Here is a 22775-nt window from a genome sequence, read left to right as displayed (position 1 = left end):
GGATGATTCATGTCAACGCAAGAAGTTGAGAATGTCAAACAAGTAAAGCTTGATTTTGATGCGGAATGTCCTTCATGTAGTGCATCAATTGAATTTAATCCTGCGACCGGTAAGCTTTCTTGCCCTTATTGTGGCTTTGAGTCAGAAATAGCTACGCCAGAGCAAGAAGAAGAAAAAGCTGCTCAAGAAATGGATTTTTTAACAGCGGAGGAACGAGGCAATTTCAATTGGGGTGTGGAGAAAAAAACAGTGATCTGTGAAGCCTGTGCGGCAGAAACGATATACGATGCACTACAGGTGGCTGACAGTTGTCCTTACTGTGGTTCCCATCAGGTCATGGAAGCAAGTGCTGAAAACACACTAGCCCCAAATGGTGTATGTGCATTTGAAGTAACAGATAAGCAAGCTGGAGAACATTTTCAAAAGTGGATAAAAGGTAGGTTGTTTACACCGAAAGCTGCCAAAATTAGTGCTAGGCCGGATTCCTTTAAAGGGGTCTATCTTCCATACTGGACATTTGATACGAAAACAAGCTCCAGATATTCTGCCAGATATGGACGACATCGCACCGTTACAGATAAAGATGGGAAAACACATACCGAAACAGATTGGTATTCAACAAGTGGCTTTTATCAGGAATTTATCGACGATCATTTAATAAGTGCAACGACTCGCTATAATCAGAATATGATGCGAAAAATCGAGCCTTTTAATCTTTTAAACAATAAGGCCTATAAACCAGAGTATGTATCGGGCTTTTTGTCTGAACGATATAGCATTGGCTTACAGGATGGCTGGAATCATGCCAAGAGGGATATCCATGATCACCTTCATGCGCAGATCACTTCAAAAATTCGTTGGGAAAATAGCGCGGATGTCGTATCGAATTTACGTTTTTCGACCAATCATGATGATATTACATACAAATATTTAATGTTACCGATTTGGTTGTCGTCCTTCCGTTATAAAGAGAAAATATATCGCTTTATGGTCAATGGGCAAACGGGTCGAGTAGGTGGGGATGCTCCAATTTCACCACTACGTGTAACGATAGCTGTTATTTTATCAATCCTAGTGATAGCTGTCATTTGGTATTTCTTCATGTCTGAATAACGATAAGCAGTATTCCATCAGGGGTTTAGTTGACCATTTGGAATACTGCTTTTTTTCATAAAATTGTCCATTGAGGTTAGGTAATTGACTACTTTTATCATCCTTTATCCCAGCCGCTAGGAAAGCTCATAGCATAAATTATAATGAATAGTAAAAAGAGCGAACAGCCTTGAATAAATAACATGTTAGGTAGAACGAAAGCATAAAATGACAAGATGGCGTAAAAAAGGAACCTATTTCATTAGAAATAATGGGAAATTATAAGTATGACAACGAAGATGATGAGAAAATTTCAGACAGATACGCCAGAAATGTTAATAAGTGAAGTTGCGATTTTACAATAAACAACTTATTATACAGTCAGAGAGCATTTTTTTAGCTATTAAAAGACTATGAAATGTTATTTTTGAATAACAAATAAAAGGTTATTCATAATGGAGGTTTCGAAGATGGACGCAATTGAAGTGTTAACGAATTTAGATCAAATACATGGGTATTATCAGCCGATATTTAGCGCAGACGCGCATACGGTGATAGCCTACGAAATTTCCGGACATCTACAAATTGAAGGTCAGCAAATTAATTTAAAGGATTTCGTCAATAATGAAGATATTCCAGAAGAATATCGAATAGATATGGAACATAAAATTTTGCATGCAGCACTAGCTCAAATTGAGGAAATTGCATCAGATATTGATATATACATTCCTAGCAACCCTAATTTATTGATGCAAGATTTTGGTGAAAGCCATTTTAATATCATCCAACAATATATTGGGGAAGAAGATTTACATCGCATCGTACTTGTCGTATCTGAGCATCGATTTTTAGGAGATATTAATAAACTGCACCATGCACTGAGGTATTTTACGACGTTTGGGGTAAAAATCGCTGTTCAGGAAGTAGGAGCTGAAAGTCATTTAGAGCATATTGCGTTATTGGCGCCCCATATTTTAAAGGTGAATACACGTGATTTAAATTATGATTCTTGGTCTGCTCAATCCGATATGATTTCTGCTATTGGCAGTCTTGCCTATAAAATAGGTGCCAATCTATTATTCGAAGATATTGAAACGGTTTATCAGCTACAATTTGCTTGGAAAAACGGTGGACGCTATTATCAAGGTCCCTATTTAGCCAATCCTGCAATGAACCTTGTCGATAAAGAGGTGTTAAAGGAACGCTTTAAAAAAGAATGCCAGCAATTTATTACGTCTGAAAAGAAAATGCTAGAGGCACAATTTTTACAGCTAAAGAAATTAAGAGAAGAATTGGAGGCGATTGTTCACCGTGTAAAACCAACGAGTGATAATACCTCACAATTAGAGCATTTAGCTGAATTACTGGATAACTATTCTTTCAGACTATATATTTGTAATGAGGATGGCTTCCAATTAACGCCGAACGTCATGAGAATAGAGGGAAATTGGGAGTTGCAACCACGTGCCATCAACAAAAATTGGAGCTGGCGCCCATACTTCTTACAAACGATTATTAAAATGCGCAACGATCAAAGTGGCGAAATCTCTGAGCTATATCGTGATATTGAAACAGGTGAAATTACAAGAACCTTTTCAATCGCTATCAACGAACATGAATATTTGTTTGTTGACCTTTCCTATGACTATCTTTATGAGCACAGTATTTTTAGGTAAGCCTAGAAATGCTTATATAGCAAGGGTTGTGGGGTATAACTTAAGGTTGTACCCCACTTTGTACCCCAAATTTGATGTTTATCATGATTTATTCAATTTTAATTAAAGAAGAAAGAATTTGTGTTGCCTTTAATTCCTCATCCGCGAGGGAATGTGCATATACCCTCATCACCATTTGAGGAGTATCCCCAATTATTTTTGCAACTGTAGTTACAGCGGTTCCCTCTGCAATAAGAATACTTACAAATGTATGACGAAGAATATGTGCTGAGAAACGTTCAAAATTATGTTTCTTCTTTAAAGCATTAAACATTTTAGATATATAATTACTGCTAATTGGTTCTAGGTTAGCCGTAATAAATATATAATCATCTTCTTTTAATTCAACATTGTAAATTTTTTTCATTTCAATACACCATATTTTAAAACTTTTTAGATGCTCTGTTAATTCTTCACTCATGTTAATAACGGATACTATTTAGGGTCTTGGGTGAACGAACCCCATATTCATCACGTGTCTTAGTAATTGATATGGTACTTTGCTTGAAATCCAAATCGTTCCATGTAAGGCCTGCTAATTCACCTTTACGCATCCCAGTAGTAGCCAATGTCAGTAAAATTGCATAACGAGTAGCATTTTCAGTAGATTTTGTAGTCAATATTACATTTTGGAGTTCTGGTGCAGTTAACGCATCTTTTTTGCGTGTAGGCTTAGCTTTACTCATCTCTAATTTCGTATATTGTCTACGGTCTAAAATTTCCTCAGCTACCGTATCATTTAACATGGAACCTAATGTAGCACAAACAGATTTAATTGTATTTTTGCTATATCCTTTCGCAATCAAATCATCAACAATAAGATTTTGTACAACTAACTTAGTAATTTTAGTAAGTTTTAGATTGCCTAAACGCGGCAACAGGTGCCTTCTACATAGCATTTCTTTATGACGATGTGTTGTAATTTCCCAGCTATTTTCTTTTAACTTCATCCATTTTATGAACCACTGATCAAGAGTAATATTTTCGTTTATCACAGTTTGTTCATTGCCACTCCTTACGCTAGCCTTAATTGCAATTAGGGCTTTTTCTGCTTCTTGAATTGTAAGGAAACCTTGTCTTGATTTTTCTTTCTTTTATTAGTGTCGTCGTAAAAATAAAAATACATGTACAAAATGGTGAAATCAACATAGCTATGCAACGAGACCGTGATTTACATAATTCGTTGAAACAACTAGAAAAACTACATGAACGTAAACGGTTATGGATAGCAGTTGAAGTCTAAAAAAAGGGAGGAGTATTGGCTAAGTTGGTGAAGAAAGTTGTGGGAATGGCTTGATAACTTTTTTTACTTACCAGAGGACGATGTACCAGAATCACACAGGAAATTTTGCATCAGTGTTGTTATTACCATGCTTATTATAGGGGTGCCAATTATCATCACATATTGGCAATAAAAAAAGCTACTTAATTTCTCCAGAATTAAGCAGCCAAAATAAATTAATAGAATCGATTTATTCAGTGTATCACAAATTTCGACGTTAGCGAATGAAAATTCGCAAACGTCAAGCAGCTTACAGCACCGTCTCCCTACGGTTATGCTTTGTTGCTTGATGAGAAAGAAGGTGAAGATATGAGTACTGCTCAATTTAAGCCGAAAATGCGTGAAATAAGTCTAGATACAGAAGACTTTGAGGAACGATTTGCTGAGTATGACATCATCAGCGAGTTTACTGGGATCATACTTACATTAGTGGCAATTGAGGAAAATGTACGCTACACAAGCTTTGTCACAAAATCATATGCGGATGTCTTACAAAAACAAAAGGAGGCAATAGCGTGAGACAACTTATTGAAGTCGAGAATCCCATGGTCTTAGGAACAATTGAAGCTGTAAATAGTGTACCTACATTTCGATATATAGAGACAGATTTCCGTGATATCTATGGTAGTTTAATAGTTTTCAATGATGATTACATGGAGTTTTCAAATGGGGATATCGTTCATCTAGATAATATCCATACGTATTTAGAGGATCACTATAATGCCAAATTTTGCACAAAAAAATAAACCACTTGGCAGAGTGGCTTACAAAACAAATATTAGAGAAATTATAGCGGACTATAGGAGGAATTTCAAGGAGTAACTTAGCAGAACAATTTAATAATCCAATTCCTTTCCAACAACCACAAGGGGTACTAGCACAAGCTAGTGCCTCCCGTGAGATGGAAGAAGTCAAAGGACAATTTTCATGGCAAAACAGTTTCCTAGAAACGTATTCCAAGCTGAACAACGTGTATTAGACACTTGTAAACGTCCAGCATTTGCACAGGTTGTTATGTATCCATATCCTCGTGGAAGTCAACGTGTAACACGACCATCTATTCGATTAGCTGAGGCAATTGCGCAAAACTGGGGCAATTTCATACGGCATTCAGGAACTAGAACAACGCGAAGGTGAATCAGTAGCAAAAGCATTCTGCTGGGACCTTGAAACGAATGTCCGACAAGAAAAGGTATTTACCGTTAAGCACTCTATGAAAGCTAAAGGTTCTATTAAAAAATTAGAAGATCCACGTGATATTTATGAGAAAGTAGCGAACGTTGGTGCTCGTCGTTTACGGTCATGCATCTTAGGCGTGATTCCTGGTGACATCATTGATAAAGCGATTGGTCAATGTCATGAAACACTAGCTGGTAATAGTCAAGGTCCATTAAAAGATCGTATTGCAAATGCATTGCGTGGTTACAAAGAACAACATCGTGTCACTCAAGAAATGATAGAAGCAAAGTTTGGTTACACCGCTGATTTGTTTACTGAATATGACTGTGTAGAGCTAATTAACATATTTAACAGCTTAAGAGACGGCTTAAGTAAGGTAGATGATTGGTTTAATAAGGATGAAGCTAAAAAGCAATCTAGTAGATTAGGTAATGATTTTAAAGCTCAAATTGAACCAATAACAGAGGTGAAACCAGATGCAACAAACGACATTCCAATTGAACAGCCAGAATTACCACTCGAATGAGGCCAACCAACATTATATGTCAGTATCCTAGTTTAAAAGTGCTATGGAATGTGAAGCTAGAACGTTAGCAGAAGTGAGGGGCTAGTTTTCTCGTCCTCCTTCTACAGCATTAATGGTTGGTTCATATCTACATGCAGCCGTTGAAAGTGATATTGCATTTACTGAATTTCTAGAACGAAACCACGACAGCATTTATAACAATCGCGGCAACAAGTATAAGGATTACGAAAAAGCAGATGACATGATAGAAACAATCAAAAATGATGAGTTTTGTATGTTTGCTTTACAGGGTGAAAAAGAGGTCATCTATACAGGGGAATTATTTGGGGTAGAGTGGAAAATCAAAGTAGACAACATCAATCATGAACGTGGGTTTTTCAGCGATTTAAAGAGTACCCAAGAGCTTAGTAAACGATACTGGAGCGAGAAATATAATACTTGGGTTTCATTTGTACAAGCCTTTGATTATGTACGCAAATGTGGGTGTACCGAGAGATTATTTTTCAAAATACAGGGCGTTACTATGATCCATACATTGTGGCAGTTACAAAAGAATCGCCACCTGCTAAAGCAGTTTTACATTTCGATTCAGAGCGTTTCGATTTCGAGAAAGAATATGTTCAAACAATGTTGCCGAGCATCATAGACGCAAAGCTAGGGCGAAGAAATCCACACCGATGTGACAAGTGCGAATTTTGCCGAGGAACCAGGAAACTTAGTGGAACATTTGACATTGAGTATCTATTAGATTAGATGCGGCAGTTAGATGAATAAACTACCTCAAAAAGTCCTTATGTCTGCATGGATATTCCAATAGACAAAGGATACTGATGAAATCAGACGTTTGGTGCTGGAGTACATGACTAGGTATCCGAATTATCGAATTGTCAAAGTGAGTGGTAGTTTTGCAGTTTGTGAGAAGTTAGAGAGCTTTTTAGAAGCTCTCCATACTACATTACTTTTCTAACTTGTCAGCAATTCTTAATAGAATTTCAGTTTGTTCTTTTTGGATATTAATGATTTTAAACACGAACCAAACTATAAATACTACTGGTACAAGATAGAAAACTAATAAAAAGAAAATAGGTATAATTCCAAATAATATTTCCATAACTGTATAAAAACCTCCTCGCTGGATTATTGTACCATAACTAATTGAATATTTGAGGTTAATTTTAGGCTGGTAATTTAAGATTAAAATTTAAAAATTTAGAATAAGGAAGGTGTTTATGACTGTGATATACAGAGAACGCAAACGAGCGGTATTCTCTGCGCTTTGTAGAGAGCTTGGAAAATCAGATGCTTATGATCAGTATTCTTGGGGCTATCAAGAAGAAAAGTGTACAGTGTGTGGTTCAGAAGTGGTTGATTATTCCGAGTGGCACGATATAGGCTATGAAACAAAGCATTGCACAAATGGTTGTTGGTCAATCAAAACATATGGAATGAAAACAGAATTAGCTACAAAAGGTTTTTATCGAAGTGTTATCTATGACAGGTCACTAAAGCATAAAGCAATCACCAGCATATGGAATCATGTGGAAAATCACTTCAATCAAGCTCTAATGAAAGAACGTAGAAGAGTTAAACGGATGAAGCAATTAACACACTGTAAAAGCAAGTAGGAGGGACGAGGGCAAATGGCTAAATTTAGATTAGTACACACATCATTCTGGAACGATCCACGTGTCGTTGAAGAAATGACAGCAGAGGATGATGGCGCACAAATCGTTGAACTAAATGTTCGTAAGCTTTATTCAGAGCAGCCCAGAGCCGAGGCAACGATTGAATGGCAAGGAAAGTAGAGAATCGATACATCTAATTCATTGGCGAGGTTCATGAAATCGTTAAATTTGATTTTACACAACGCCAAATAGAAACGTTTATCACGCTTTGGAATCAAGGATATCCAATCAACAAAATAGCTGACAGGCTAAATACAAGTAAGGTGAGTGTGGCGCTGATTGCTATGAATCTTGAGATGGTGGAACGGATTGGGTCAAGAGCTGGTGGATTGTTAGGGATGAAGAAAGTGGTTAGTTAAAAGATTCTGTTCAGTAATTTTTGTATACAAAGAGAACCCCACGAAGGGTGAGGTCATAAAGAAATTTTTACGGAAACGTTATTGTATTTGAATAAGGGCTCTCTACTCCATTTACAACTTGTGTTACGCACCAAGATGAACCAGATACAAAATTAGTATATCCAATTTTACTTTTACCGTCTTGATCGAAATTCCAAAAACTAGAAATCATGTCAAGTACTTTGTTCCCGTTGATAATTTGGTAAAAATTAATACTTGCATTCGGAACTCCAGACATAGAGATCCCGGAAAGTCCAGTAACTATAGTTGAATTTTCAATGATAGGTGCTGGTAATAACACGCTATTCTCGTCTTATACCTTTTTATCTCGGTTTTATAACGAGCTTTCACCGGGCAGGCGACTTTCATCGCACACGGCGATCTGTCAGCAATAGATTTATAAAACTTATTTCCCCGACGTTATTATATGTCAATTTAGGTAAGGTAAATACTGACGAATGTTAATAATCTTGTTAATACGGCAAAAGTGAATAGATAAAAAAGCCGCAACGTTTGCAGACGCTACAGCTTTCTTAAGTGAACAATATGAGTAAGGTCGCTTGGGATAGAAATGACCCTACCAATAAGAGAGGTTTTGTTAAACTAGTTTAGCTTAACACTACTATTTATATGCTTAGTTAACTTAGGTTCCATAGTTTATGGCCTTTGGAATAGAAAAAGAGCGACTAAAATATCGCTCTATAAACCTATTATGTATTAAAAAAATTACATGTTTCTTTCAAGTACTTCGATACGTTTTTCTAACTTTTTGATTTTAGAATCAGTTGAAATAGCAAAGACAAATGACAAACAAGCAAAAGAAAAAGCCATAAGTGCAAAAGAGTCCATTTAAATACCTCCAATAATAAAGCAAAAGTGTTGTAATTTATTTACGGATGCAAATGGAAAAGGTTTCAAATAGTTCATAACGATTGAAAAACTAAAAGCCGCAGCGTTTGCAGACGCTACAGCTCGAATTGGTTAATGTCCTTCTAGGCTAGTCACATAAGTCATTATAACACAACCTAGGAGGGCAAACCTATGTTAAAAGAAAGAACACTAACGATTACACCAGATGCTTTAGATTCAATGATTACAGACTACCATTGGATGGTTAACGCCATCAAAGAAATGCGATTAGAAATGGTTATAGGGGCAAAAACGGCACAGTATGGAATCGAAGCTACATTACCAAAGGCGGTAGGGGGTGTAGGTGATCCAATTATGCAGGAGGCTGTTAGACGTTCGAAAAACATAAAGCGTGTTGCAGAGTATGAGAAAAAGCTATTAGATGTACAACTGCTTATTCAACGAGCTACTGGCGACAGAGAGATTCAAGTACTAAATTGGATGTTAGACGGCAAATCACAACGTTGGGTAGGCCAAAACATGGCTTTATCAGCAACAAGCATTAAGCGTATTAAGGATAACATTGTAAAACAGATGATTGCTTGATGTGGGGGCCATGTGCCCCTATGAAGCGATGGAAACCATTGAACCTTGGTCATTTACGATGGACTACTAAGCAAATGAAATGTCATTAATACAATTTTTGATAAGTAATTAGCCATTCAAGAGAAATGTATAGTACATACGCAAAAAATGCTACAGCACACATGCAAGAAAGCTTGCACATGATGCCGTAGCATGGATAATACTAGGACCGAATTTAGCAATTGAGAGATCAACTAGTTACAAACAAACTTTCATTTTTAAAAAATTATCTACTGTCTTGCTTTACTTCTTCAATAAATGCCCTGAAGTTTTCAGCGATTTCTTTTGATTGAGTATGGTGTAAATAATGTGTTCCTTCAAATGTCAACACTTTTCCATGTACAGAATCTTTTACTTGCTCTTCATGTAGTATTGACCATCCTTCAATGGCAGTACTATCCGGTTGTAAAAAGAAAATAACAGGCAGGTTTTTTGGGAATGTTAAATTTTCAGCTGCTTTAAAATTAGGAGATCTATTTTCTATTTCATTCACAATAGTTGGATTTCTAAAGTTTTTGTAAGAAAGAATTCTCATTTGTTCTTTTGTTTCATCATCAACTGGTAGTGCAGCATATGGGTCAGCACTTAGTTTCATTATCAATCTGCCTAGACCTGATTCTTTGAGTAGTGTAATTACAGAATTAGGTATCGGAGATTCAACAACCTTATCACCATATTGCCTTGGAACACTGCTATCGATCCCGGCAAATGCACTCACTTCGTTTTCATATTTATTCACATAATCTAGTGCGTAAATGCCCGAAATGGAGTGACCCATTAGAATATAGCGGTCAATTTTAAGAATCTGTAAGGCTTCGTGGATTTCACTTACAATATTTTCTGTGCTCCGTTCTTTTTCGGTTATATCACTTAATCCATAACCGAAAGGCTCAATCACTACAACTTTGTAAAATGGCGATAACTCTTCTACTAGCGGCTTAAAATCAAGTGCTGGTGTTCCTGTTCCCAAACCTGGCAGTAGCACGACTGTTTCTGCGCCTTGTCCTTCAATCAAAACATTCATATTTTTCCCATCTACTGTTACAGACTGGCCATAGGGCTTTATTTTTCCTGCTTCCAATTTACTACTAATCTTATCAATAACAAAAACAATGGCTATAAAAACGACAATTGTTATAACTAACCCTGTTAGAATTTTAAGTAAAATAATAAGCAATTTTTTCATCTTGTTAGCTGGTTTTTTATTTGTTGTTGTGTCTAAGTCCATTTTTTTCACCTCTTGTATTTTTACTCACTTCTTCTCCTATCGTTTTAGGCTACCTTAAAGAGCCCTAAGGAAAGCCTAAACGACGAAGATGGACTTACAGTGACGAAAATATGAACTGAGTATGAACAAGTGAAAGATATTATGTAATAACTTTTTTGGGGAAAAAGTTCTAAAATCAGATGAAGAAGATTTATAAAATGTAACTTGATTCAACGTGGCGGTTAAACAGTGCGTACTGGCCGTAAAGGGTTTGGAGTAAAATTGAAAATCTGATCAAACCAATCAAAGGTTTTAAGAGGCCTTATAGAAAAGGGATTGAAAAGTTACTATACAATATGAGGAAAGAAATTATAAAAGGGTCACTGTGACATCATCAGCGACCCATAAAAATGTATGTAAAAAGTAAATAGATTTTCTTTATACACTACTAATTTATGAAGTAATCTGTATTTTAGTATAGTTGAAAGACTTGGGAATTAAAAAGAAAAAGCCGTAGCGTGTTCAGACGCTACAGCGTAGAATTGGTTATGCCCTTTGACGGTTCTAACAAGATTATTTTAACACAACTTAGGAGGGCAAACCTTAAAACAGATGATGAAATGATGTAGGGGCTTCATGCCTCTAGGAAATTTATTGCCACAATCCAAGGGTTGTGGCAATAAATAAGACTTTCTTAACCTATACGAAAATTAATAATCAATTCTAATCAGGTTTTTTTACTGTTTAGTCCTCAAATACCTGTTTTATATTTATAAATATTTTTTTCTTTTTCAAAAATAGAAGTATTCTGTTCATATTTTTTGGGATTAGATAACTTTTCAAGCTCTTGTATCAACATATCCTCTAAATCTATGGATTCTTTCATGTTTTCTTGGGTTTGTTTAACCTCTTTAACAAGTAATCTAACTAATTTTTGTCCATTCGTTTTCACAAGATATGTACGTATATACCCATCTTCATATCTGGTTTCGAGTTTAGGTTTGATATTTTTCTCGTTTTCGTCTTCGTCTTTATGTATATTTTTAATTCCAAATAAATCTAAGAGACTTTCCCTTTTTATATTTTTAGTTACCTCTGTTTTCAAATAATTTAATGTATTACTGGTTTGAATTTCCATTAATAACTCTCCTTAAATACAAAACACTTTAAATCAAACACTTTAGTTAAATTTAAATAAGGTTTAATTTGGTATTTTTTATACTTTATTATAATCGTTAAAATTCATAAATGGAGGTTTTTGAAAATTTCGTTTAGTACTATTAATATCAGTTTGCTGATGCACAAGAATTAAGTATCATTAATGACTACGCTACATTTTCTATCGTGTTACAAATGTGATAGATGTTACAAACGTTATATATGTTACATTCGTTATAGATTTGGTATTTTAAATTTTATCTTGTAAAATTGGAGGCAGGACGGTGCGGTAAGGTAAGGTTTTGCTCTCTTGGTATTTATAAAAACCTAAATATTAGGAAAAGACAGACTGACGACCGACCCGCGCTGAACAAACTTGTTCGGAGCATGACATACACGGCCGGCCCATATTTTTTTTAGAGATTAGGTATCTTAATTAATATAAAAGGCTAATTATTGGAATTTATATCCATATAAGGTTTTGTATTGTATAATAAAAGTACAATATTTAAGAGGTGATGGTAGTTTTGCTGAAAATTTTACAATTTATTTTTTCAATCATAGTAGTATCACTCTCAGCTTATGGACTTATCACAAAGAATTATCAGTTGAATTTTTTAACGATATTCTTCTTAGGGTTAGTAATGTTAATTTGGGGAATTAGAGAATTTCAACAAGAGCGAAAAGTTTATGGTTGTCTACTAATCGCTGTATTTTTATTTTCAGTATTTGTGTCAATTCAGAGTTTCATATTGCTCTAAATTATGGCTAGGTTTTTATGTGAACTTCGTCTACTTACCTTTTAGTCAAACTTACTACATCAACAAAGTGCACGGAAATGCACTATAAATCTAAAACACAATTACGAAATAACGTGGTACGCTCTGCTACGATGTCAAAAGTGAGCTCTCGACAATAGGATTACCAAAATTTTTAGCTTTCATCTTCGGATGGAGGCTTTTTCTTTTGCTTTGAAAACTGCATCAAACAGCCAAAACACTACGAGTTGAGAGGGCGGAATTTGGTGTGGTTTTGAGAGCAAAAAGTTATTACATATATTTCATCTGCTAGGTAATGATTAGTTTTCGGGAGGTGAAATAAAATGACTGTTGATAAAAAAGTAGATAAATGGCGTTACGATGGACGTATAACTGCAGTAAAAGAAGTATACGAATACGGCAAGCGAAAGATAGAGGTCGTGTTTGATAATGATAAGCCTACCTTCATAAGTAAGATGAGACGAGAGTTTGATGCATTCAAATATGAATTAAAGAAGTAAACGCAGCATAAGCTAGCGTTATTTTTACTGTTTAAAATTGATAAGGTCCTTGGAAGGTTAAGATTTCTTTATCTTGTCCAAATACTATTGATTTAATATTCAAATAAAATTAAGATGTTTACGGGGAAATAAGTACTAATTTTACTGCTAACGGATCGCCGTATGCGATGAAAGTCGCCCGTACGGTGAAGGCTCGTTATAAAGCACATGGTGTATAAGGCGAGAATAGCACACAAAACGATTTTAGAATTAATGGGTATAAAGGAAATGGTGAATTAACTTTTAATATTAATCCCGCAATAGGATCCACAAGTATGAAGGTACAACAATCAACTGATGGAGGAATAACTTGGATTGATTCAACGCTTGTTGCAGTATTTGCTGGTCCTAATTTTAACCCAAACTATAACAACCCTATATTAACAGAAACAAGTTATGGTGTTAGAATTGGTGGATTAATGGTGGGCACTACCTATCACATTAAGTTAGTTGTAACAGGTGGCATTAAAGATGGTGATTCTAATATTGTAGTTACTACTTATTAATACGTTTAGTTTAAACCTCACCAATAGGTGGGGTTTTTTCTTGAACAAAATTATACGCAACATAACTAGCATTATACTTTGCCTTCCACAATCAGCTATGGAGGGCTACTTTTATACAACAAGACCTAAGCAATGCACTGTGCCGAGCAGTGCTATTTTTATTTGTGAGGTGTTGACATGGACAGTCAAACAGTAGCTTTAATCGGAATTTTATGTACAGTATTAGGGGCTTTTATTGGGGTGCTCACTTACAACCGTAATCGAGACAAGGACATTAAGAACGATGCATCTGATTCAGCCGTAATACGCACGAAACTAGACAATATTAACGCTGGGGTAGAATCGATTAGGATTGATATTAAAGCACAAGAAATGCGTGTTACAGGGTTATCAGAGCGTGTGATTCGTGTAGAGGAATCAAGTAAACAAGCACATAAACGTTTAGATAAAATGGAGGGAAAACTAGTGCTCGCTAATCAAACAGCGGGCATTTTTAATGTCGATATTACAATTTACAATGCACAAATCACAGCCATTACAGAGACTGTATTAAGCATATTAGGTTTGCTTGGTATTATTATCGACCCGACTACAAAAGGTACCTCAGACAGCGAGCAAGCATTGAATTATGACAAACCAAAGGGTGATAAATAATGGTGCAAATCAGACAACATTTAGTGTCAGCGGCCGTTTCTATTAAAGTAACAGGAGGACGTAAAAACGCTCGTAGAAAAGTATGTATTCATGAAACTGACAATGCCAAGAAAGGTAGTGGGGCAGACAACCACGCTCGACTGCAAGCTAACTGTAATAGTTGTCAAGCAAGTTGGCATTGGTCTGTGGATGACAAAGAAGCTGTACAATCATTTACTCACAATTGGCAATGTTGGGCGGCAGGTAGTAAACAAGGGAATAACAAGCGATCCAAGTTGAAATGTGTGTAAATAGTGATGGTGACTATGTTAGAACTATACAAAATACAGCAGCATTAATTGCCAAAATTCTTAAAGATGAAAGTTTAACAATCAATGATGTGGTACAACACAACTTTTACAGCGGAAAAAAATTGTCCTAGTAAGATGCGTTCCACAAGCGCACCTATTCCGTGGAATAGTTTTTTACAAATGGTGAAAGCAAATATGCAATTAACACCTCCAAATAATATTGCAAAGGATGATGACACAATGAATTTCACAAATGAGACAACTAAAGCTGCAGTACGCGACTACCTCAAACAAGCAGTAGATAAAAAGCTTATTGATAAATCACACCTAAATAAATTTGACACTGGCACATTAACTGGTGGGGATTTTGAAGGATTGAAGATCATTATTGCTCAAAGAAGTAACTAACAACCCATGCCCGGGTACTCAATTAATTTTGAGCCTGGGCATTTTATAAATTAATCACTCCAAAAAATAGCATCAATAATACTTACAGAAATGCCGAGTATTATGACAAACCAAATGAACATTCCAATTAAGCGAAAATCTGTTTCGGTTGGGGCTTTGTTTTGGACTTCGTTTCGTATACTCCCTGATAATTCTCTAGATTCTCTAGTTTTTCTCGTTGAAGTATCTTCAAAAATCGTATTACAAAATTCACATTTCACAAATACTAAACCATCTCTATATACTTTCTTAAAAGGATTACTGGCTAAACAATTAGGACAATTATTCATTTTTATTCACCTCAATAGATCTAACTACTATTCACCATTTTAGGTAATTAGATATGTTTTGTACAGACGAATATTTTAGTGATGTGCATATAGCTACAGCTGGTAATGATGGGGTACACAGATATGCTAATATGGCTTTGAAGACTCAGGTGGAAAAATGATTAATCGGTCACCAAAATAAAGCCCAGGCTCTCAATTTATCTTGAGCCTGGGCTTTCAAATCAAATCCTTATAGCATAGATATCCAATAGTTATCAAGCATTATTGAAATAATTAAAACGAAACAATTTCACCATCTTGAGGAATTACTACTGAATCGCATAGATTTTTATCTTTAAGATATGCTGATAACTGTTTTCGACTCAACTTACAATGGTTAATTGTATCTAGATGTACTGCTACTAGTTTAGTTTTTGGAGATAGACATGCAATACGAGCAATATCTTCACGGTTCATAGTAATCACAGTTCCCCATATCATTTCAGCCTCGGATGCATTCAAAAGAGCAATGTCTGGTGATAGGTCTATAAAGGCCTTTTCAATCTTTGGTGTATAGATACAATCCCCTACGATATATATGGATCCTTCTGTCTTGGTTTTTAGATAAAATCCGGATACTATCCCAAGTATCATACCAGTGAGTCCGGGAGCATGTGGTCCCTCAATCCTTTTAATATTTATTCCTGCCCACTCATAAGTGTCTTCAATTGAGATTATTTTTGTGAAACCAGCTTTTAGAACAGAGGATTTATCATTAGGACCACATAAAATAGGAATATTTTTATTTAATAGGGATATAGATTTTTTATCCCAATGGTCAAAATGGCGATGAGTTAGCAAAATAGCATCCACATTTTCAAAAATGTTAAGTGAAACAGGTAAAGAAGTTAATGGATTTCTTCGATAATTTCTAGTAAAGGGGACAGGTGAAAGTTGTTCAACTTCACTCAACATTGGATCGATTAGTATACGATTATTGTTTATTACAATAATCGAAGTTGCGTGTCGAATATGTTGTACTGTAATAGCCATATAAATTATCTCCTTTAATATTCTAGTGATTGAGAGTATGTATTCAATTTTAAAATGCAAAATCATGTATATGATTTACTATTAAAGATATACGAACAGAATATTTAAAATCAAGCGAACAGCAATTGGATGATTATAGAAATCATAATGAGATCTCTCTTGCAGAGTGGAGAATATGTTAATTTTTCAGTGGTCCTCTATACATGCAAATTATTTAGCCCAGGTACTCAATTAATTTTGAGCCTGGGCATTTTGTATTTACATATTAAAAAATGTAAAAATTTACACCATCTATATATTTTTGTTAAATTATAACTTATTATAAATTTATAGGTAATCATTACTTCTTGTGAAATTGCAGAAATCAATTGTTCGTGATTGTCTATACAAAAAATTAGTAGATGGAGGTAGAGATTAATGGCAAAGATTGTAGACATGATTGATGGCATCACAGGGAAAACTGAGAAGGATTTACAAATGAAGGAGCAATTTGGTTTTCTTCAAAAAATGGCACAAGCAAAATGTGAGCAATTTAGAGGGGAACTTCAAAATATGTTTTTAAGTGGAGGAACTAAAGAACTTGAAATTGTAGGGAATCGGGCAATGTCTTATCACGACATGCAACATGTTAATTTAAGTTCCAAATCTTCAGATTCTATTAAAAATGCAATTGAGATGTTTTTTAAAGGTAAAGAGGGAGTAATTGAAGGTTTCAAAAGCATAGTTGAAACTGCTTTAGACACTTTGATTGGAAACAGTTCTATGGGCGAATATGAAGAAAAAATGTTTTTTGTTTATCCTGAAAACTTCGCAATTGTTCGGGTAGATGTTAAATTTTATAAGTATACATTCTCATCCAAAGGTATTATTGCTGAAACTGAAAATATTTTCTGCTATACCATGGCAAAATCAATTGTTGATCATAAGAAATTATCTGTAGATGAGCTTTTGTATTTGGTGACAGAAATGATTGGCGCGGATAAGATTAGTGAGGTTAAAGCATTTATAAAAGAATTAAGAGACATATGGAAGATGCTAGAAACTGAAGATACAGAAAGTATTCTATTAAATTACCAACTTGCAGATGCACCACAAAAAGTTTTAAAATCTAGCTCAAATAATAATTTACCTTCAGTTTCGAATATTAATGAATTAAAGGAATTCGCAGAAGGTAGAGATTGGATTGTCAAGGAAGTGTTATCTGATAAATTAGAAATAAAGAATTACGAGATTGAAAAATTTTTTTCTCAGGAAGAGAATCCGAAGTTTGTACTTGCTAATGATTCAGCATCAAACGAAGATTACCAAAGATGGGCAAAGATGATTTATAAAATTGATGAAGCATATGGCGAAGATATAAGAGAAACAAATCCAGTGATCCATTCTTAACAATTTGATGTGAACTGGTCAAGTGAAAAAATTTAGTATATAGTATCTACAATGTTAATTTGTTCTAATCAAAAAAGGACGACTTCTACTTATAGAAGTGACCAAGAAATTAAAGGTGTATCGTTGGAGGATAAAAGAAAAAGACAATAGATAGTTGAGCCACAATTATATATAATTCAATTTAATTAATGGGGTCAATGACATTAATTAAGAAATCTCCTATATAAAATTCATTATTAAAAAGCTGTGAGTAAAAATGAAGAAATGAAGAAATCAAACAACAGAAAAATATGAATGAGTACGTTTTTTAGATGGATTGTTATAAAAAGGCCACTCCAAAGCGAAATAAGGGTAGACCGAAAAGCCGAGAAGAAGTAACATGCTTCATTGAAACAAAAGAGGCTACGCACAGTTTTATATAAATACAAAAGTCACTCAAAATGTACTACACCCTAAAAGTTAGACCAAAATTTTTGGGGGATTCAATACAAAATATTGTGTTGAGTGACTTTTCTAAAATTAAGTAAAGATTTTTATACACCTGCCATATAATAATTAATATGCGAATAAAGTGGGGTACAAACTTTCAAAAACGGTAGTACCCCACTTTTACCCCAATTGAGTGTCTTTTATAACCCCTTATTACAAACATTAATTTAAGAATATACTCTAGAAATACTTTAAATACGCCATTCTCCAAATTTTAATTACCTTAATAAAAAACCTGGCATTTAGGAGCACAGTATTTTTAGGTGAGCCTAGAAATGCTGATATAGCAAGGGTTGTGGGGTATGATTTATGAGTGTATCCCATAATTGACATGGGGTTATTCTATTTTATCTAATAAAGATTGTGCTTGAGTTTGCTTTCAAGACATTCGTTAAATTAAAAACCCAACTACAAAAAAGTTTGTAGTTGGGTTTTCGTAAAATGATATTTATACTTGTACAACTTTATAATAGCTACTTAATTTCTATACATTAACTCCGTATACGTATCACCATATGGAGTTGCCGTTTCAGTTATATACGTGTTGATAATTGTACCTATAGGATTTCTTACTACATTTTTTACTTTGTGGTAAATAACATCTTTTCTAACACCAACACGGACATATTTAGTGGGGTATTGCGATTCATAAGTCCTTGTAGACGTAAAACTGTGGGAAAATGTAATACCGAATGTTGATGAACCTTGGGCAAAGGAGCCGTTTATACTCCAAGTGATTCCACCAGCGATGGATACACTTTTCACTTTATCCCAACCGGGTGTAGCGGGGTGATACCCAATAAATGCGCGTGAAACAGTGTATTTTTCAAGTGTTGTCTGAGTGGTCTGATTACATGTAGCACATAAAGGTTGTATGCTGTTATTCAAATAAGATTGGTAATCTTGTTCTGATTCAAACAAAATCATACCACCGTCTTCTGTTGGTACGCTATACCTTTCATCTGTCACAAATTCTAAATTTTCTAAGGGTTGTAATTCTGAATCACTCTCGGCTGCATGGACTAAAAGGCTACTGCAACTAAAAACTAAAAATAACACAAAGCTAAAGAACAACGAACTTAGTAACTTATTTCCAGTTATTGCTGTCATCTTTTAACAACCTCCCCTGTATTTGTAATTCAATTTCCATTATATACTAAGTGGCAATATTTGTATATACTAGTTTAGATTATTGTATAATATGTAAGTATTAACTAAGATTATTAAAATTTAAAAGAAGGTGGAAAAAAAGTCGTGAAAAAGAGGTTAACATTTTGTGCTTTACTTGGATTATTGTTAATGCAAACGGCTTGCAACTATAGAGTGGATGTTAACTATGAAGAGAACAATCCCGAAATTGTACTTTCAGAAAATACAAAATTAGAAAATTTAAGAGTACTAGAACTGGATGCTAATGATGAAGAAAGTAAGAAGGTTCTTAACATATTTGGAGAAGAGTTAAAGGATGGAATTTATGCTTATGATGAAAATGAACATAAAACATATATTTTAATCAATTCAACTACAAAGAATTACTCTGATTACTCCTTTAAATATAATAAGGAAAAGAAAATTTTAACTTTTACCTATACAACTACAGAAGGAAGTAGTACAAATAACAAAAAGCTATTTCTTTTAGAAAGCAAAAAGAAGAATCCCTATGAGGAAATCAAACTTCTTAATAACGGAAATGCTGATGGCTTCATAGGTGTGTATACACGCTAAACATAATTTATAAAGGATTTACATGGTGGTCGAATCATAGGGTAGGCCGTTCTTCAAAAAATGGTCGACGATTCTACTAATGGTAGCAGGAAAACCGATGACCAAAAAGGAATATGCTCATTTTACTCTTTGGTAGCTGAGAATGACGAAGAGGGGGAAACACTGAAACATTGAGCTTGGAATTTTCTATCTCATAAAATGTAGGCTTCTATAAAACCAGTAAGGCACAGGATGATGTGTTTTACTGGTTTTATTCTATTTGTGAAATCAGAACCATGACCCTTTTAATTTCAAAGAATTTTACAGCTTTTGATTGAAATGAAGAATCGCTCCGTCTAATGGAGGAAGGCGGCGAAAAGGATGAAATTTGAATTAGGGTAGTGTGTTAAACGCGGGGTTCATGATGCGATACTTCCCCTTATTGAAATGGATGAGGATATTTTGTATCGTATGGCCTTTACATATTTGAAGAATGAGCAAGATGCTATTTGATGGAGATATTTCTGCGGCGCAGCAAAGTTGCAATAAAAGAAGATAGTATGCTGTTAGAGTTCAAAGGTATTTCGATTTCACGAGATGAGCCATACGTAGCGGAGACGACACAATTTGAAGAATATAATGGAAGGGCTAAGCTATATTTGAACCATTCCGCCAATCCTCTGGATATTCCTTTGCAATAAAGTAAAGATGTTCAACAAGGCTCTCCTTTTTGGGCATCTTTTTTTCATTCTTTCATTATCTACGAAAAACCTCCATACCTTCTATTAATGATCAAAGCTACCGAGAACCATAAAGTCGACAATAACGCCGTTTACTGGATTTTCAGACCCTAATACACTAATGCCTAATACCGTTACACCACTAATATTTGTTACATTCGCAGAGACATATTTTCCAGCAATATTCTTTTCTCTCATTTGTACTCTAGGTCTTAAATTAATCGATGCATTTGTCGAGTATACACTTGATACTGCGAAATCAATAGTGGATAATAAAGGATTGCCATTCGCTAATGCATTGTCTGTAACATAAAATGTAGCGATCCCATTTGCGTCTGAAGTAGCTTGTCCATAAATAATGCGCTTTTCTTTTTTTGGATTCGACTCACCAGCTTTAAATACATGTAATAATGTTGGGGCGAGTTTAATTATTTCAATGCTCATAGTCATTCTCCTTCATTTAATATTTTCGTAACCATCCTATTCAAATGATTGATGCAATGCTATTCTATGAACTTTTTATTCGTTTATTACTTTATGAAAAATGAATGTGATTTCTCCTTTAAGCAATGTAAGGGTCACTTGGGGATGTAGTGACCCTCCAACAAAAAATAAGGGGAAATACTAACTAATTACGTTTGTGTAACTAATTCTACCGCTTCGATTACTAAAGGCGTACCTGCAGTGAGTGTACCTGTAACGTCGTTAAAGGTTAACTCTGTTGCAGAAACTGTATAGGAGCCACCTTCCTGTAATACCCCATTAATATAGAAATTATAGTAGCCATTAGTGACTACTGGGAAAGCGGTAGCGGCATTGCCACTATCATCTAAAAAGGCAGTTGCAGCAATAGTCGTGCCATCTGTGACAGCTAAATTTGCTGCTAAAATATTAAAGAATTTAGTGGAAGTTCCTGTAACATTTACATGGATATTTATAATTGAAAGTGCCATTTTTTCACCTCCCTTCAAAAAAATAATCTTTAGTGAGAAAATCAGATTTTCGGAGTTGATATACGAATCTATAAGTAGATTTTTCTCACGCCAGAAATTGAAAGCTTTTAAGAAAATACAAATTATCATATTTCCACTAATAGTATATGAATTGAATATGGAGGATGGTTTGGCGATAGGTCTATTAAAGAAAATTTGATAGAGGATGAAGGGAGAGTGGCAGATGCTCGACCAACACTACATTAACATACGGATGGCAAGACATTCATGGTCAGGCAATAGGTATAAATAATTGGGAAATTAATTATTGAAATGGAATAGTACGAGGGAAAACACTTAAGCAAGTCATGGATATTGATGAAATCAGTCGCTTAGTGTTGCTAGGGAAGACTAAACTTGTCATTTCTTGCGCTTACCCGGGAAATTATTTTTTATTTCCAAGCGAGATGCTTTTTGTAAGGGCAAGATCATGGAAAGAACAGCATATGGAGCAGGAAATAGACATATTCGTCTATTTCCTGCTCCATAGCTTTTAACCTTGCTTTATGTTTGGCTTTTGGAATCGAGTGATACTGCTCATAGCGGCACATTCTACAAGAGCAATGCACTTTACCTTTACTCAATGTACCCCGTACAGGCATGTATTCATTTTCCCGTAACATAATATTTTGTAAAATAGCCCATTTCTTTTGGATCATTCGCTCTCTTTGATGGCGAATATAGGCTCTTGATCGATTTTGCATTCCTATCAGCTCCCTTGAGAAACCCAAGCTTGCAAGAGAGGTCAAGGGATGTATCGGCACTCCCTACAAGCTTGGTATGTCGCTAATAGTCCACATAAATCTTTTCATCTTATCAGTCCTTTTTACGAAAAGCCACAGCATCATCGTACGTTACTTCTCAAAATAGTTTAAGGTGGAGCTTATTCAACACAAAGTCCTTTCATGCCCTTTTAATGTACCATTTTTGGTGATAAAAGAGTATTTTCTTTTCCAGATGAAAAATATAAGAAAATCTTAGTCACATGGCCAGAACGTGAATTACACTAACCATGATTGAAGAGCTAAAATGAGAGGATATGGCGCCCAAAGCGGAAAGACTAATTGCCGTTATTTTACATTTTTTGAGAGCTCAATACATGTATAAAATATTGCCTCATTTGCTGCGGATAAAGACTTCTAAGTGTCTTGAAACAGCCATACATAATAATTAGAAAAAATTTCAAAT

31 protein-coding genes and 2 pseudogenes are annotated in these 22775 nt (G+C 34.9%); 21 read left to right on the top strand and 12 right to left on the bottom strand.

Annotated elements, in window-relative coordinates; all coding sequences use genetic code 11:
* Window positions 1–9 precede the first annotated feature (9 nt).
* Window positions 10–1113 (top strand): TFIIB-type zinc ribbon-containing protein, encoded by a 1104-nt coding sequence (locus AC07YC_RS05240; protein WP_494918613.1) that lies wholly within the window; start codon window positions 10–12, stop codon window positions 1111–1113.
* A 449-nt stretch (window positions 1114–1562) separates the two neighbouring features.
* Window positions 1563–2768, top strand: coding sequence for an EAL domain-containing protein (locus AC07YC_RS05235; protein ID WP_336636725.1), 1206 nt, complete (start codon window positions 1563–1565; stop codon window positions 2766–2768).
* Window positions 2769–2856: 88 nt separating this feature from the next.
* On the opposite strand, the gene AC07YC_RS05230 is transcribed toward AC07YC_RS05235, so the two are convergent.
* Together AC07YC_RS05230 and AC07YC_RS05225 are read right to left on the bottom strand one after the other, a co-directional pair.
* Window positions 2857–3228 (bottom strand): tyrosine-type recombinase/integrase, encoded by a 372-nt coding sequence (locus AC07YC_RS05230; protein WP_494918612.1) that lies wholly within the window; start codon window positions 3226–3228, stop codon window positions 2857–2859.
* A 1-nt stretch (window position 3229) separates the two neighbouring features.
* The gene (locus tag AC07YC_RS05225; protein WP_494918611.1) at window positions 3230–3802 is read right to left on the bottom strand and encodes a tyrosine-type recombinase/integrase; all 573 of its coding nucleotides are present in this window, start codon (window positions 3800–3802) and stop codon (window positions 3230–3232) included.
* Between the two features lie 83 nt (window positions 3803–3885).
* Between AC07YC_RS05225 and AC07YC_RS05220 the strand changes: the two genes are divergently transcribed.
* The 9 genes and pseudogenes from AC07YC_RS05220 (at window position 3886) to AC07YC_RS05180 (ending at window position 7838) form a co-directional block, all read left to right on the top strand.
* Window positions 3886–4050 (top strand): hypothetical protein, encoded by a 165-nt coding sequence (locus tag AC07YC_RS05220; protein WP_336636728.1) that lies wholly within the window; start codon window positions 3886–3888, stop codon window positions 4048–4050.
* Window positions 4051–4398: 348 nt separating this feature from the next.
* Window positions 4399–4608 carry a hypothetical protein gene (locus AC07YC_RS05215; protein WP_494918610.1) on the top strand — a complete coding sequence of 70 codons (210 nt, stop codon included), beginning with the start codon at window positions 4399–4401 and terminating at the stop codon, window positions 4606–4608.
* Window positions 4605–4835 carry a YqaI family protein gene (locus AC07YC_RS05210; RefSeq protein WP_336636730.1) on the top strand — a complete coding sequence of 77 codons (231 nt, stop codon included), beginning with the start codon at window positions 4605–4607 and terminating at the stop codon, window positions 4833–4835. The genes AC07YC_RS05215 and AC07YC_RS05210 overlap by 4 nt, the downstream gene beginning before the upstream one ends.
* 181 nt (window positions 4836–5016) lie before the next feature.
* Window positions 5017–5226, top strand: coding sequence for a hypothetical protein (locus AC07YC_RS05205; protein WP_494918609.1), 210 nt, complete (start codon window positions 5017–5019; stop codon window positions 5224–5226).
* Window positions 5168–5794 (top strand): hypothetical protein, encoded by a 627-nt coding sequence (locus AC07YC_RS05200; RefSeq protein ID WP_494918608.1) that lies wholly within the window; start codon window positions 5168–5170, stop codon window positions 5792–5794. The genes AC07YC_RS05205 and AC07YC_RS05200 overlap by 59 nt, the downstream gene beginning before the upstream one ends.
* Window positions 5795–5906: 112 nt before the next feature.
* Window positions 5907–6547, top strand: a pseudogene (locus AC07YC_RS05195) (PD-(D/E)XK nuclease-like domain-containing protein).
* Window positions 6548–7023: 476 nt separating this feature from the next.
* The gene (locus AC07YC_RS05190) at window positions 7024–7419 is read left to right on the top strand and encodes a hypothetical protein (RefSeq protein ID WP_494918607.1); all 396 of its coding nucleotides are present in this window, start codon (window positions 7024–7026) and stop codon (window positions 7417–7419) included.
* Window positions 7420–7434: 15 nt separating this feature from the next.
* On the top strand, window positions 7435–7599 hold the full coding sequence (locus AC07YC_RS05185; RefSeq protein ID WP_494918606.1) for a hypothetical protein: 165 nt from the start codon (window positions 7435–7437) through the stop codon (window positions 7597–7599).
* 20 nt (window positions 7600–7619) lie between these two features.
* The gene (locus AC07YC_RS05180; protein ID WP_494918695.1) at window positions 7620–7838 is read left to right on the top strand and encodes a helix-turn-helix domain-containing protein; all 219 of its coding nucleotides are present in this window, start codon (window positions 7620–7622) and stop codon (window positions 7836–7838) included.
* A 67-nt stretch (window positions 7839–7905) separates the two neighbouring features.
* Here the strand turns inward: AC07YC_RS05180 and AC07YC_RS05175 are convergent, their stop codons facing one another.
* Both AC07YC_RS05175 and AC07YC_RS05170 read right to left on the bottom strand, forming a co-directional pair.
* Entirely contained in the window at window positions 7906–8178 is a 273-nt protein-coding gene (locus AC07YC_RS05175) for a hypothetical protein (RefSeq protein WP_494918605.1), read from the bottom strand.
* 425 nt (window positions 8179–8603) lie between these two features.
* On the bottom strand, window positions 8604–8726 hold the full coding sequence (locus AC07YC_RS05170; RefSeq protein ID WP_494918604.1) for a hypothetical protein: 123 nt from the start codon (window positions 8724–8726) through the stop codon (window positions 8604–8606).
* 192 nt (window positions 8727–8918) lie between these two features.
* Between AC07YC_RS05170 and AC07YC_RS05165 the strand changes: the two genes are divergently transcribed.
* Complete coding sequence (locus AC07YC_RS05165; RefSeq protein WP_336636732.1) at window positions 8919–9332, top strand: LuxR C-terminal-related transcriptional regulator; 414 nt, start codon at window positions 8919–8921, stop codon at window positions 9330–9332.
* A 265-nt stretch (window positions 9333–9597) separates the two neighbouring features.
* On the opposite strand, the gene AC07YC_RS05160 is transcribed toward AC07YC_RS05165, so the two are convergent.
* Together AC07YC_RS05160 and AC07YC_RS05155 are read right to left on the bottom strand one after the other, a co-directional pair.
* Window positions 9598–10599 (bottom strand): alpha/beta fold hydrolase, encoded by a 1002-nt coding sequence (locus AC07YC_RS05160; protein WP_494918603.1) that lies wholly within the window; start codon window positions 10597–10599, stop codon window positions 9598–9600.
* 730 nt (window positions 10600–11329) lie between these two features.
* The gene (locus AC07YC_RS05155) at window positions 11330–11716 is read right to left on the bottom strand and encodes a hypothetical protein (protein ID WP_494918602.1); all 387 of its coding nucleotides are present in this window, start codon (window positions 11714–11716) and stop codon (window positions 11330–11332) included.
* Between the two features lie 538 nt (window positions 11717–12254).
* Between AC07YC_RS05155 and AC07YC_RS05150 the strand changes: the two genes are divergently transcribed.
* From AC07YC_RS05150 to AC07YC_RS05125, 6 genes are all read left to right on the top strand, one after another.
* Window positions 12255–12497 carry a DUF3953 domain-containing protein gene (locus tag AC07YC_RS05150; protein WP_402797330.1) on the top strand — a complete coding sequence of 81 codons (243 nt, stop codon included), beginning with the start codon at window positions 12255–12257 and terminating at the stop codon, window positions 12495–12497.
* A gap of 341 nt (window positions 12498–12838) precedes the next feature.
* Window positions 12839–13015: a hypothetical protein gene (locus AC07YC_RS05145; protein WP_494918601.1), complete on the top strand. Its 177-nt coding sequence runs from the start codon at window positions 12839–12841 to the stop codon at window positions 13013–13015.
* Between the two features lie 314 nt (window positions 13016–13329).
* Window positions 13330–13560, top strand: a complete 231-nt coding sequence (locus AC07YC_RS05140; protein WP_494918600.1) for a hypothetical protein — start codon at window positions 13330–13332, stop codon at window positions 13558–13560.
* Between the two features lie 177 nt (window positions 13561–13737).
* Window positions 13738–14214 (top strand): phage holin, encoded by a 477-nt coding sequence (locus AC07YC_RS05135; protein WP_494918599.1) that lies wholly within the window; start codon window positions 13738–13740, stop codon window positions 14212–14214.
* Window positions 14214–14504: a hypothetical protein gene (locus tag AC07YC_RS05130; protein ID WP_494918598.1), complete on the top strand. Its 291-nt coding sequence runs from the start codon at window positions 14214–14216 to the stop codon at window positions 14502–14504. Before AC07YC_RS05135 ends, AC07YC_RS05130 begins: the two co-directional genes overlap by 1 nt.
* 84 nt (window positions 14505–14588) lie before the next feature.
* Entirely contained in the window at window positions 14589–14912 is a 324-nt protein-coding gene (locus tag AC07YC_RS05125) for a hypothetical protein (RefSeq protein WP_494918596.1), read from the top strand.
* A 50-nt stretch (window positions 14913–14962) separates the two neighbouring features.
* Here the strand turns inward: AC07YC_RS05125 and AC07YC_RS05120 are convergent, their stop codons facing one another.
* Complete coding sequence (locus AC07YC_RS05120) at window positions 14963–15241, bottom strand: hypothetical protein (protein WP_008179529.1); 279 nt, start codon at window positions 15239–15241, stop codon at window positions 14963–14965.
* 65 nt (window positions 15242–15306) lie between these two features.
* Here AC07YC_RS05120 and AC07YC_RS05115 point away from each other — a divergent pair.
* Window positions 15307–15402: pseudogene (locus AC07YC_RS05115) on the top strand (aconitate hydratase); the annotation flags it as partial.
* Window positions 15403–15514: 112 nt separating this feature from the next.
* Here AC07YC_RS05115 and AC07YC_RS05110 read toward each other — a convergent pair.
* Window positions 15515–16273 (bottom strand): MBL fold metallo-hydrolase, encoded by a 759-nt coding sequence (locus AC07YC_RS05110; protein WP_494918595.1) that lies wholly within the window; start codon window positions 16271–16273, stop codon window positions 15515–15517.
* A 417-nt stretch (window positions 16274–16690) separates the two neighbouring features.
* Between AC07YC_RS05110 and AC07YC_RS05105 the strand changes: the two genes are divergently transcribed.
* Entirely contained in the window at window positions 16691–17662 is a 972-nt protein-coding gene (locus tag AC07YC_RS05105) for a hypothetical protein (RefSeq protein WP_494918594.1), read from the top strand.
* A 966-nt stretch (window positions 17663–18628) separates the two neighbouring features.
* Here AC07YC_RS05105 and AC07YC_RS05100 read toward each other — a convergent pair.
* A complete protein-coding gene (locus tag AC07YC_RS05100) occupies window positions 18629–19261 on the bottom strand; it encodes a hypothetical protein (protein ID WP_494918593.1) in 633 nt (210 codons plus the stop codon).
* Window positions 19262–19405: 144 nt separating this feature from the next.
* On the opposite strand from AC07YC_RS05100, the gene AC07YC_RS05095 reads away from it, so the two are divergent.
* Window positions 19406–19876, top strand: a complete 471-nt coding sequence (locus tag AC07YC_RS05095; protein ID WP_494918592.1) for a hypothetical protein — start codon at window positions 19406–19408, stop codon at window positions 19874–19876.
* A 764-nt stretch (window positions 19877–20640) separates the two neighbouring features.
* Here the strand turns inward: AC07YC_RS05095 and AC07YC_RS05090 are convergent.
* The 3 genes from AC07YC_RS05090 to AC07YC_RS05080 all read right to left on the bottom strand — a co-directional run bounded on the left by AC07YC_RS05090 (window position 20641) and on the right by AC07YC_RS05080 (window position 22291).
* Window positions 20641–21039 carry a hypothetical protein gene (locus tag AC07YC_RS05090; protein ID WP_336634458.1) on the bottom strand — a complete coding sequence of 133 codons (399 nt, stop codon included), beginning with the start codon at window positions 21037–21039 and terminating at the stop codon, window positions 20641–20643.
* Between the two features lie 188 nt (window positions 21040–21227).
* The gene (locus AC07YC_RS05085; protein WP_036126339.1) at window positions 21228–21548 is read right to left on the bottom strand and encodes a DUF4183 domain-containing protein; all 321 of its coding nucleotides are present in this window, start codon (window positions 21546–21548) and stop codon (window positions 21228–21230) included.
* 467 nt (window positions 21549–22015) lie between these two features.
* Window positions 22016–22291, bottom strand: a complete 276-nt coding sequence (locus tag AC07YC_RS05080; protein WP_494918591.1) for a hypothetical protein — start codon at window positions 22289–22291, stop codon at window positions 22016–22018.
* Window positions 22292–22775 lie beyond the last annotated feature (484 nt).

This window comes from Lysinibacillus sp. GW247-5R2A (genome assembly GCF_059424475.1).
Note: the sequence above shows the minus strand (reverse complement) of the source record. Positions and strands in the feature narration are given on the sequence as shown.

What these genes read in the sequence shown, in the direction of transcription:
- AC07YC_RS05135 (WP_494918599.1), top strand. Translation starts at nt 13,738, where the DNA reads ATGGACAGTCAAACAGTAGCTTTAATCGGAATTTTATGTACAGTATTA.
- AC07YC_RS05120 (WP_008179529.1), bottom strand. Translation starts at nt 15,241, where the DNA reads ATGAATAATTGTCCTAATTGTTTAGCCAGTAATCCTTTTAAGAAAGTA.
- AC07YC_RS05170 (WP_494918604.1), bottom strand. Translation starts at nt 8,726, where the DNA reads ATGGACTCTTTTGCACTTATGGCTTTTTCTTTTGCTTGTTTGTCATTT.
- AC07YC_RS05150 (WP_402797330.1), top strand. Translation starts at nt 12,255, where the DNA reads ATGGTAGTTTTGCTGAAAATTTTACAATTTATTTTTTCAATCATAGTA.
- AC07YC_RS05130 (WP_494918598.1), top strand. Translation starts at nt 14,214, where the DNA reads ATGGTGCAAATCAGACAACATTTAGTGTCAGCGGCCGTTTCTATTAAA.
- AC07YC_RS05160 (WP_494918603.1), bottom strand. Translation starts at nt 10,599, where the DNA reads ATGGACTTAGACACAACAACAAATAAAAAACCAGCTAACAAGATGAAA.
- AC07YC_RS05080 (WP_494918591.1), bottom strand. Translation starts at nt 22,291, where the DNA reads ATGCAAAATCGATCAAGAGCCTATATTCGCCATCAAAGAGAGCGAATG.
- AC07YC_RS05165 (WP_336636732.1), top strand. Translation starts at nt 8,919, where the DNA reads ATGTTAAAAGAAAGAACACTAACGATTACACCAGATGCTTTAGATTCA.
- AC07YC_RS05205 (WP_494918609.1), top strand. Translation starts at nt 5,017, where the DNA reads ATGGCAAAACAGTTTCCTAGAAACGTATTCCAAGCTGAACAACGTGTA.
- AC07YC_RS05235 (WP_336636725.1), top strand. Translation starts at nt 1,563, where the DNA reads ATGGACGCAATTGAAGTGTTAACGAATTTAGATCAAATACATGGGTAT.
- AC07YC_RS05145 (WP_494918601.1), top strand. Translation starts at nt 12,839, where the DNA reads ATGACTGTTGATAAAAAAGTAGATAAATGGCGTTACGATGGACGTATA.
- AC07YC_RS05230 (WP_494918612.1), bottom strand. Translation starts at nt 3,228, where the DNA reads ATGAGTGAAGAATTAACAGAGCATCTAAAAAGTTTTAAAATATGGTGT.
- AC07YC_RS05090 (WP_336634458.1), bottom strand. Translation starts at nt 21,039, where the DNA reads ATGAGCATTGAAATAATTAAACTCGCCCCAACATTATTACATGTATTT.
- AC07YC_RS05215 (WP_494918610.1), top strand. Translation starts at nt 4,399, where the DNA reads ATGAGTACTGCTCAATTTAAGCCGAAAATGCGTGAAATAAGTCTAGAT.
- AC07YC_RS05085 (WP_036126339.1), bottom strand. Translation starts at nt 21,548, where the DNA reads ATGGCACTTTCAATTATAAATATCCATGTAAATGTTACAGGAACTTCC.
- AC07YC_RS05240 (WP_494918613.1), top strand. Translation starts at nt 10, where the DNA reads ATGTCAACGCAAGAAGTTGAGAATGTCAAACAAGTAAAGCTTGATTTT.
- AC07YC_RS05190 (WP_494918607.1), top strand. Translation starts at nt 7,024, where the DNA reads ATGACTGTGATATACAGAGAACGCAAACGAGCGGTATTCTCTGCGCTT.
- AC07YC_RS05140 (WP_494918600.1), top strand. Translation starts at nt 13,330, where the DNA reads ATGAAGGTACAACAATCAACTGATGGAGGAATAACTTGGATTGATTCA.
- AC07YC_RS05185 (WP_494918606.1), top strand. Translation starts at nt 7,435, where the DNA reads ATGGCTAAATTTAGATTAGTACACACATCATTCTGGAACGATCCACGT.
- AC07YC_RS05155 (WP_494918602.1), bottom strand. Translation starts at nt 11,716, where the DNA reads ATGGAAATTCAAACCAGTAATACATTAAATTATTTGAAAACAGAGGTA.
- AC07YC_RS05105 (WP_494918594.1), top strand. Translation starts at nt 16,691, where the DNA reads ATGGCAAAGATTGTAGACATGATTGATGGCATCACAGGGAAAACTGAG.
- AC07YC_RS05100 (WP_494918593.1), bottom strand. Translation starts at nt 19,261, where the DNA reads ATGACAGCAATAACTGGAAATAAGTTACTAAGTTCGTTGTTCTTTAGC.
- AC07YC_RS05110 (WP_494918595.1), bottom strand. Translation starts at nt 16,273, where the DNA reads ATGGCTATTACAGTACAACATATTCGACACGCAACTTCGATTATTGTA.
- AC07YC_RS05125 (WP_494918596.1), top strand. Translation starts at nt 14,589, where the DNA reads ATGATGTGGTACAACACAACTTTTACAGCGGAAAAAAATTGTCCTAGT.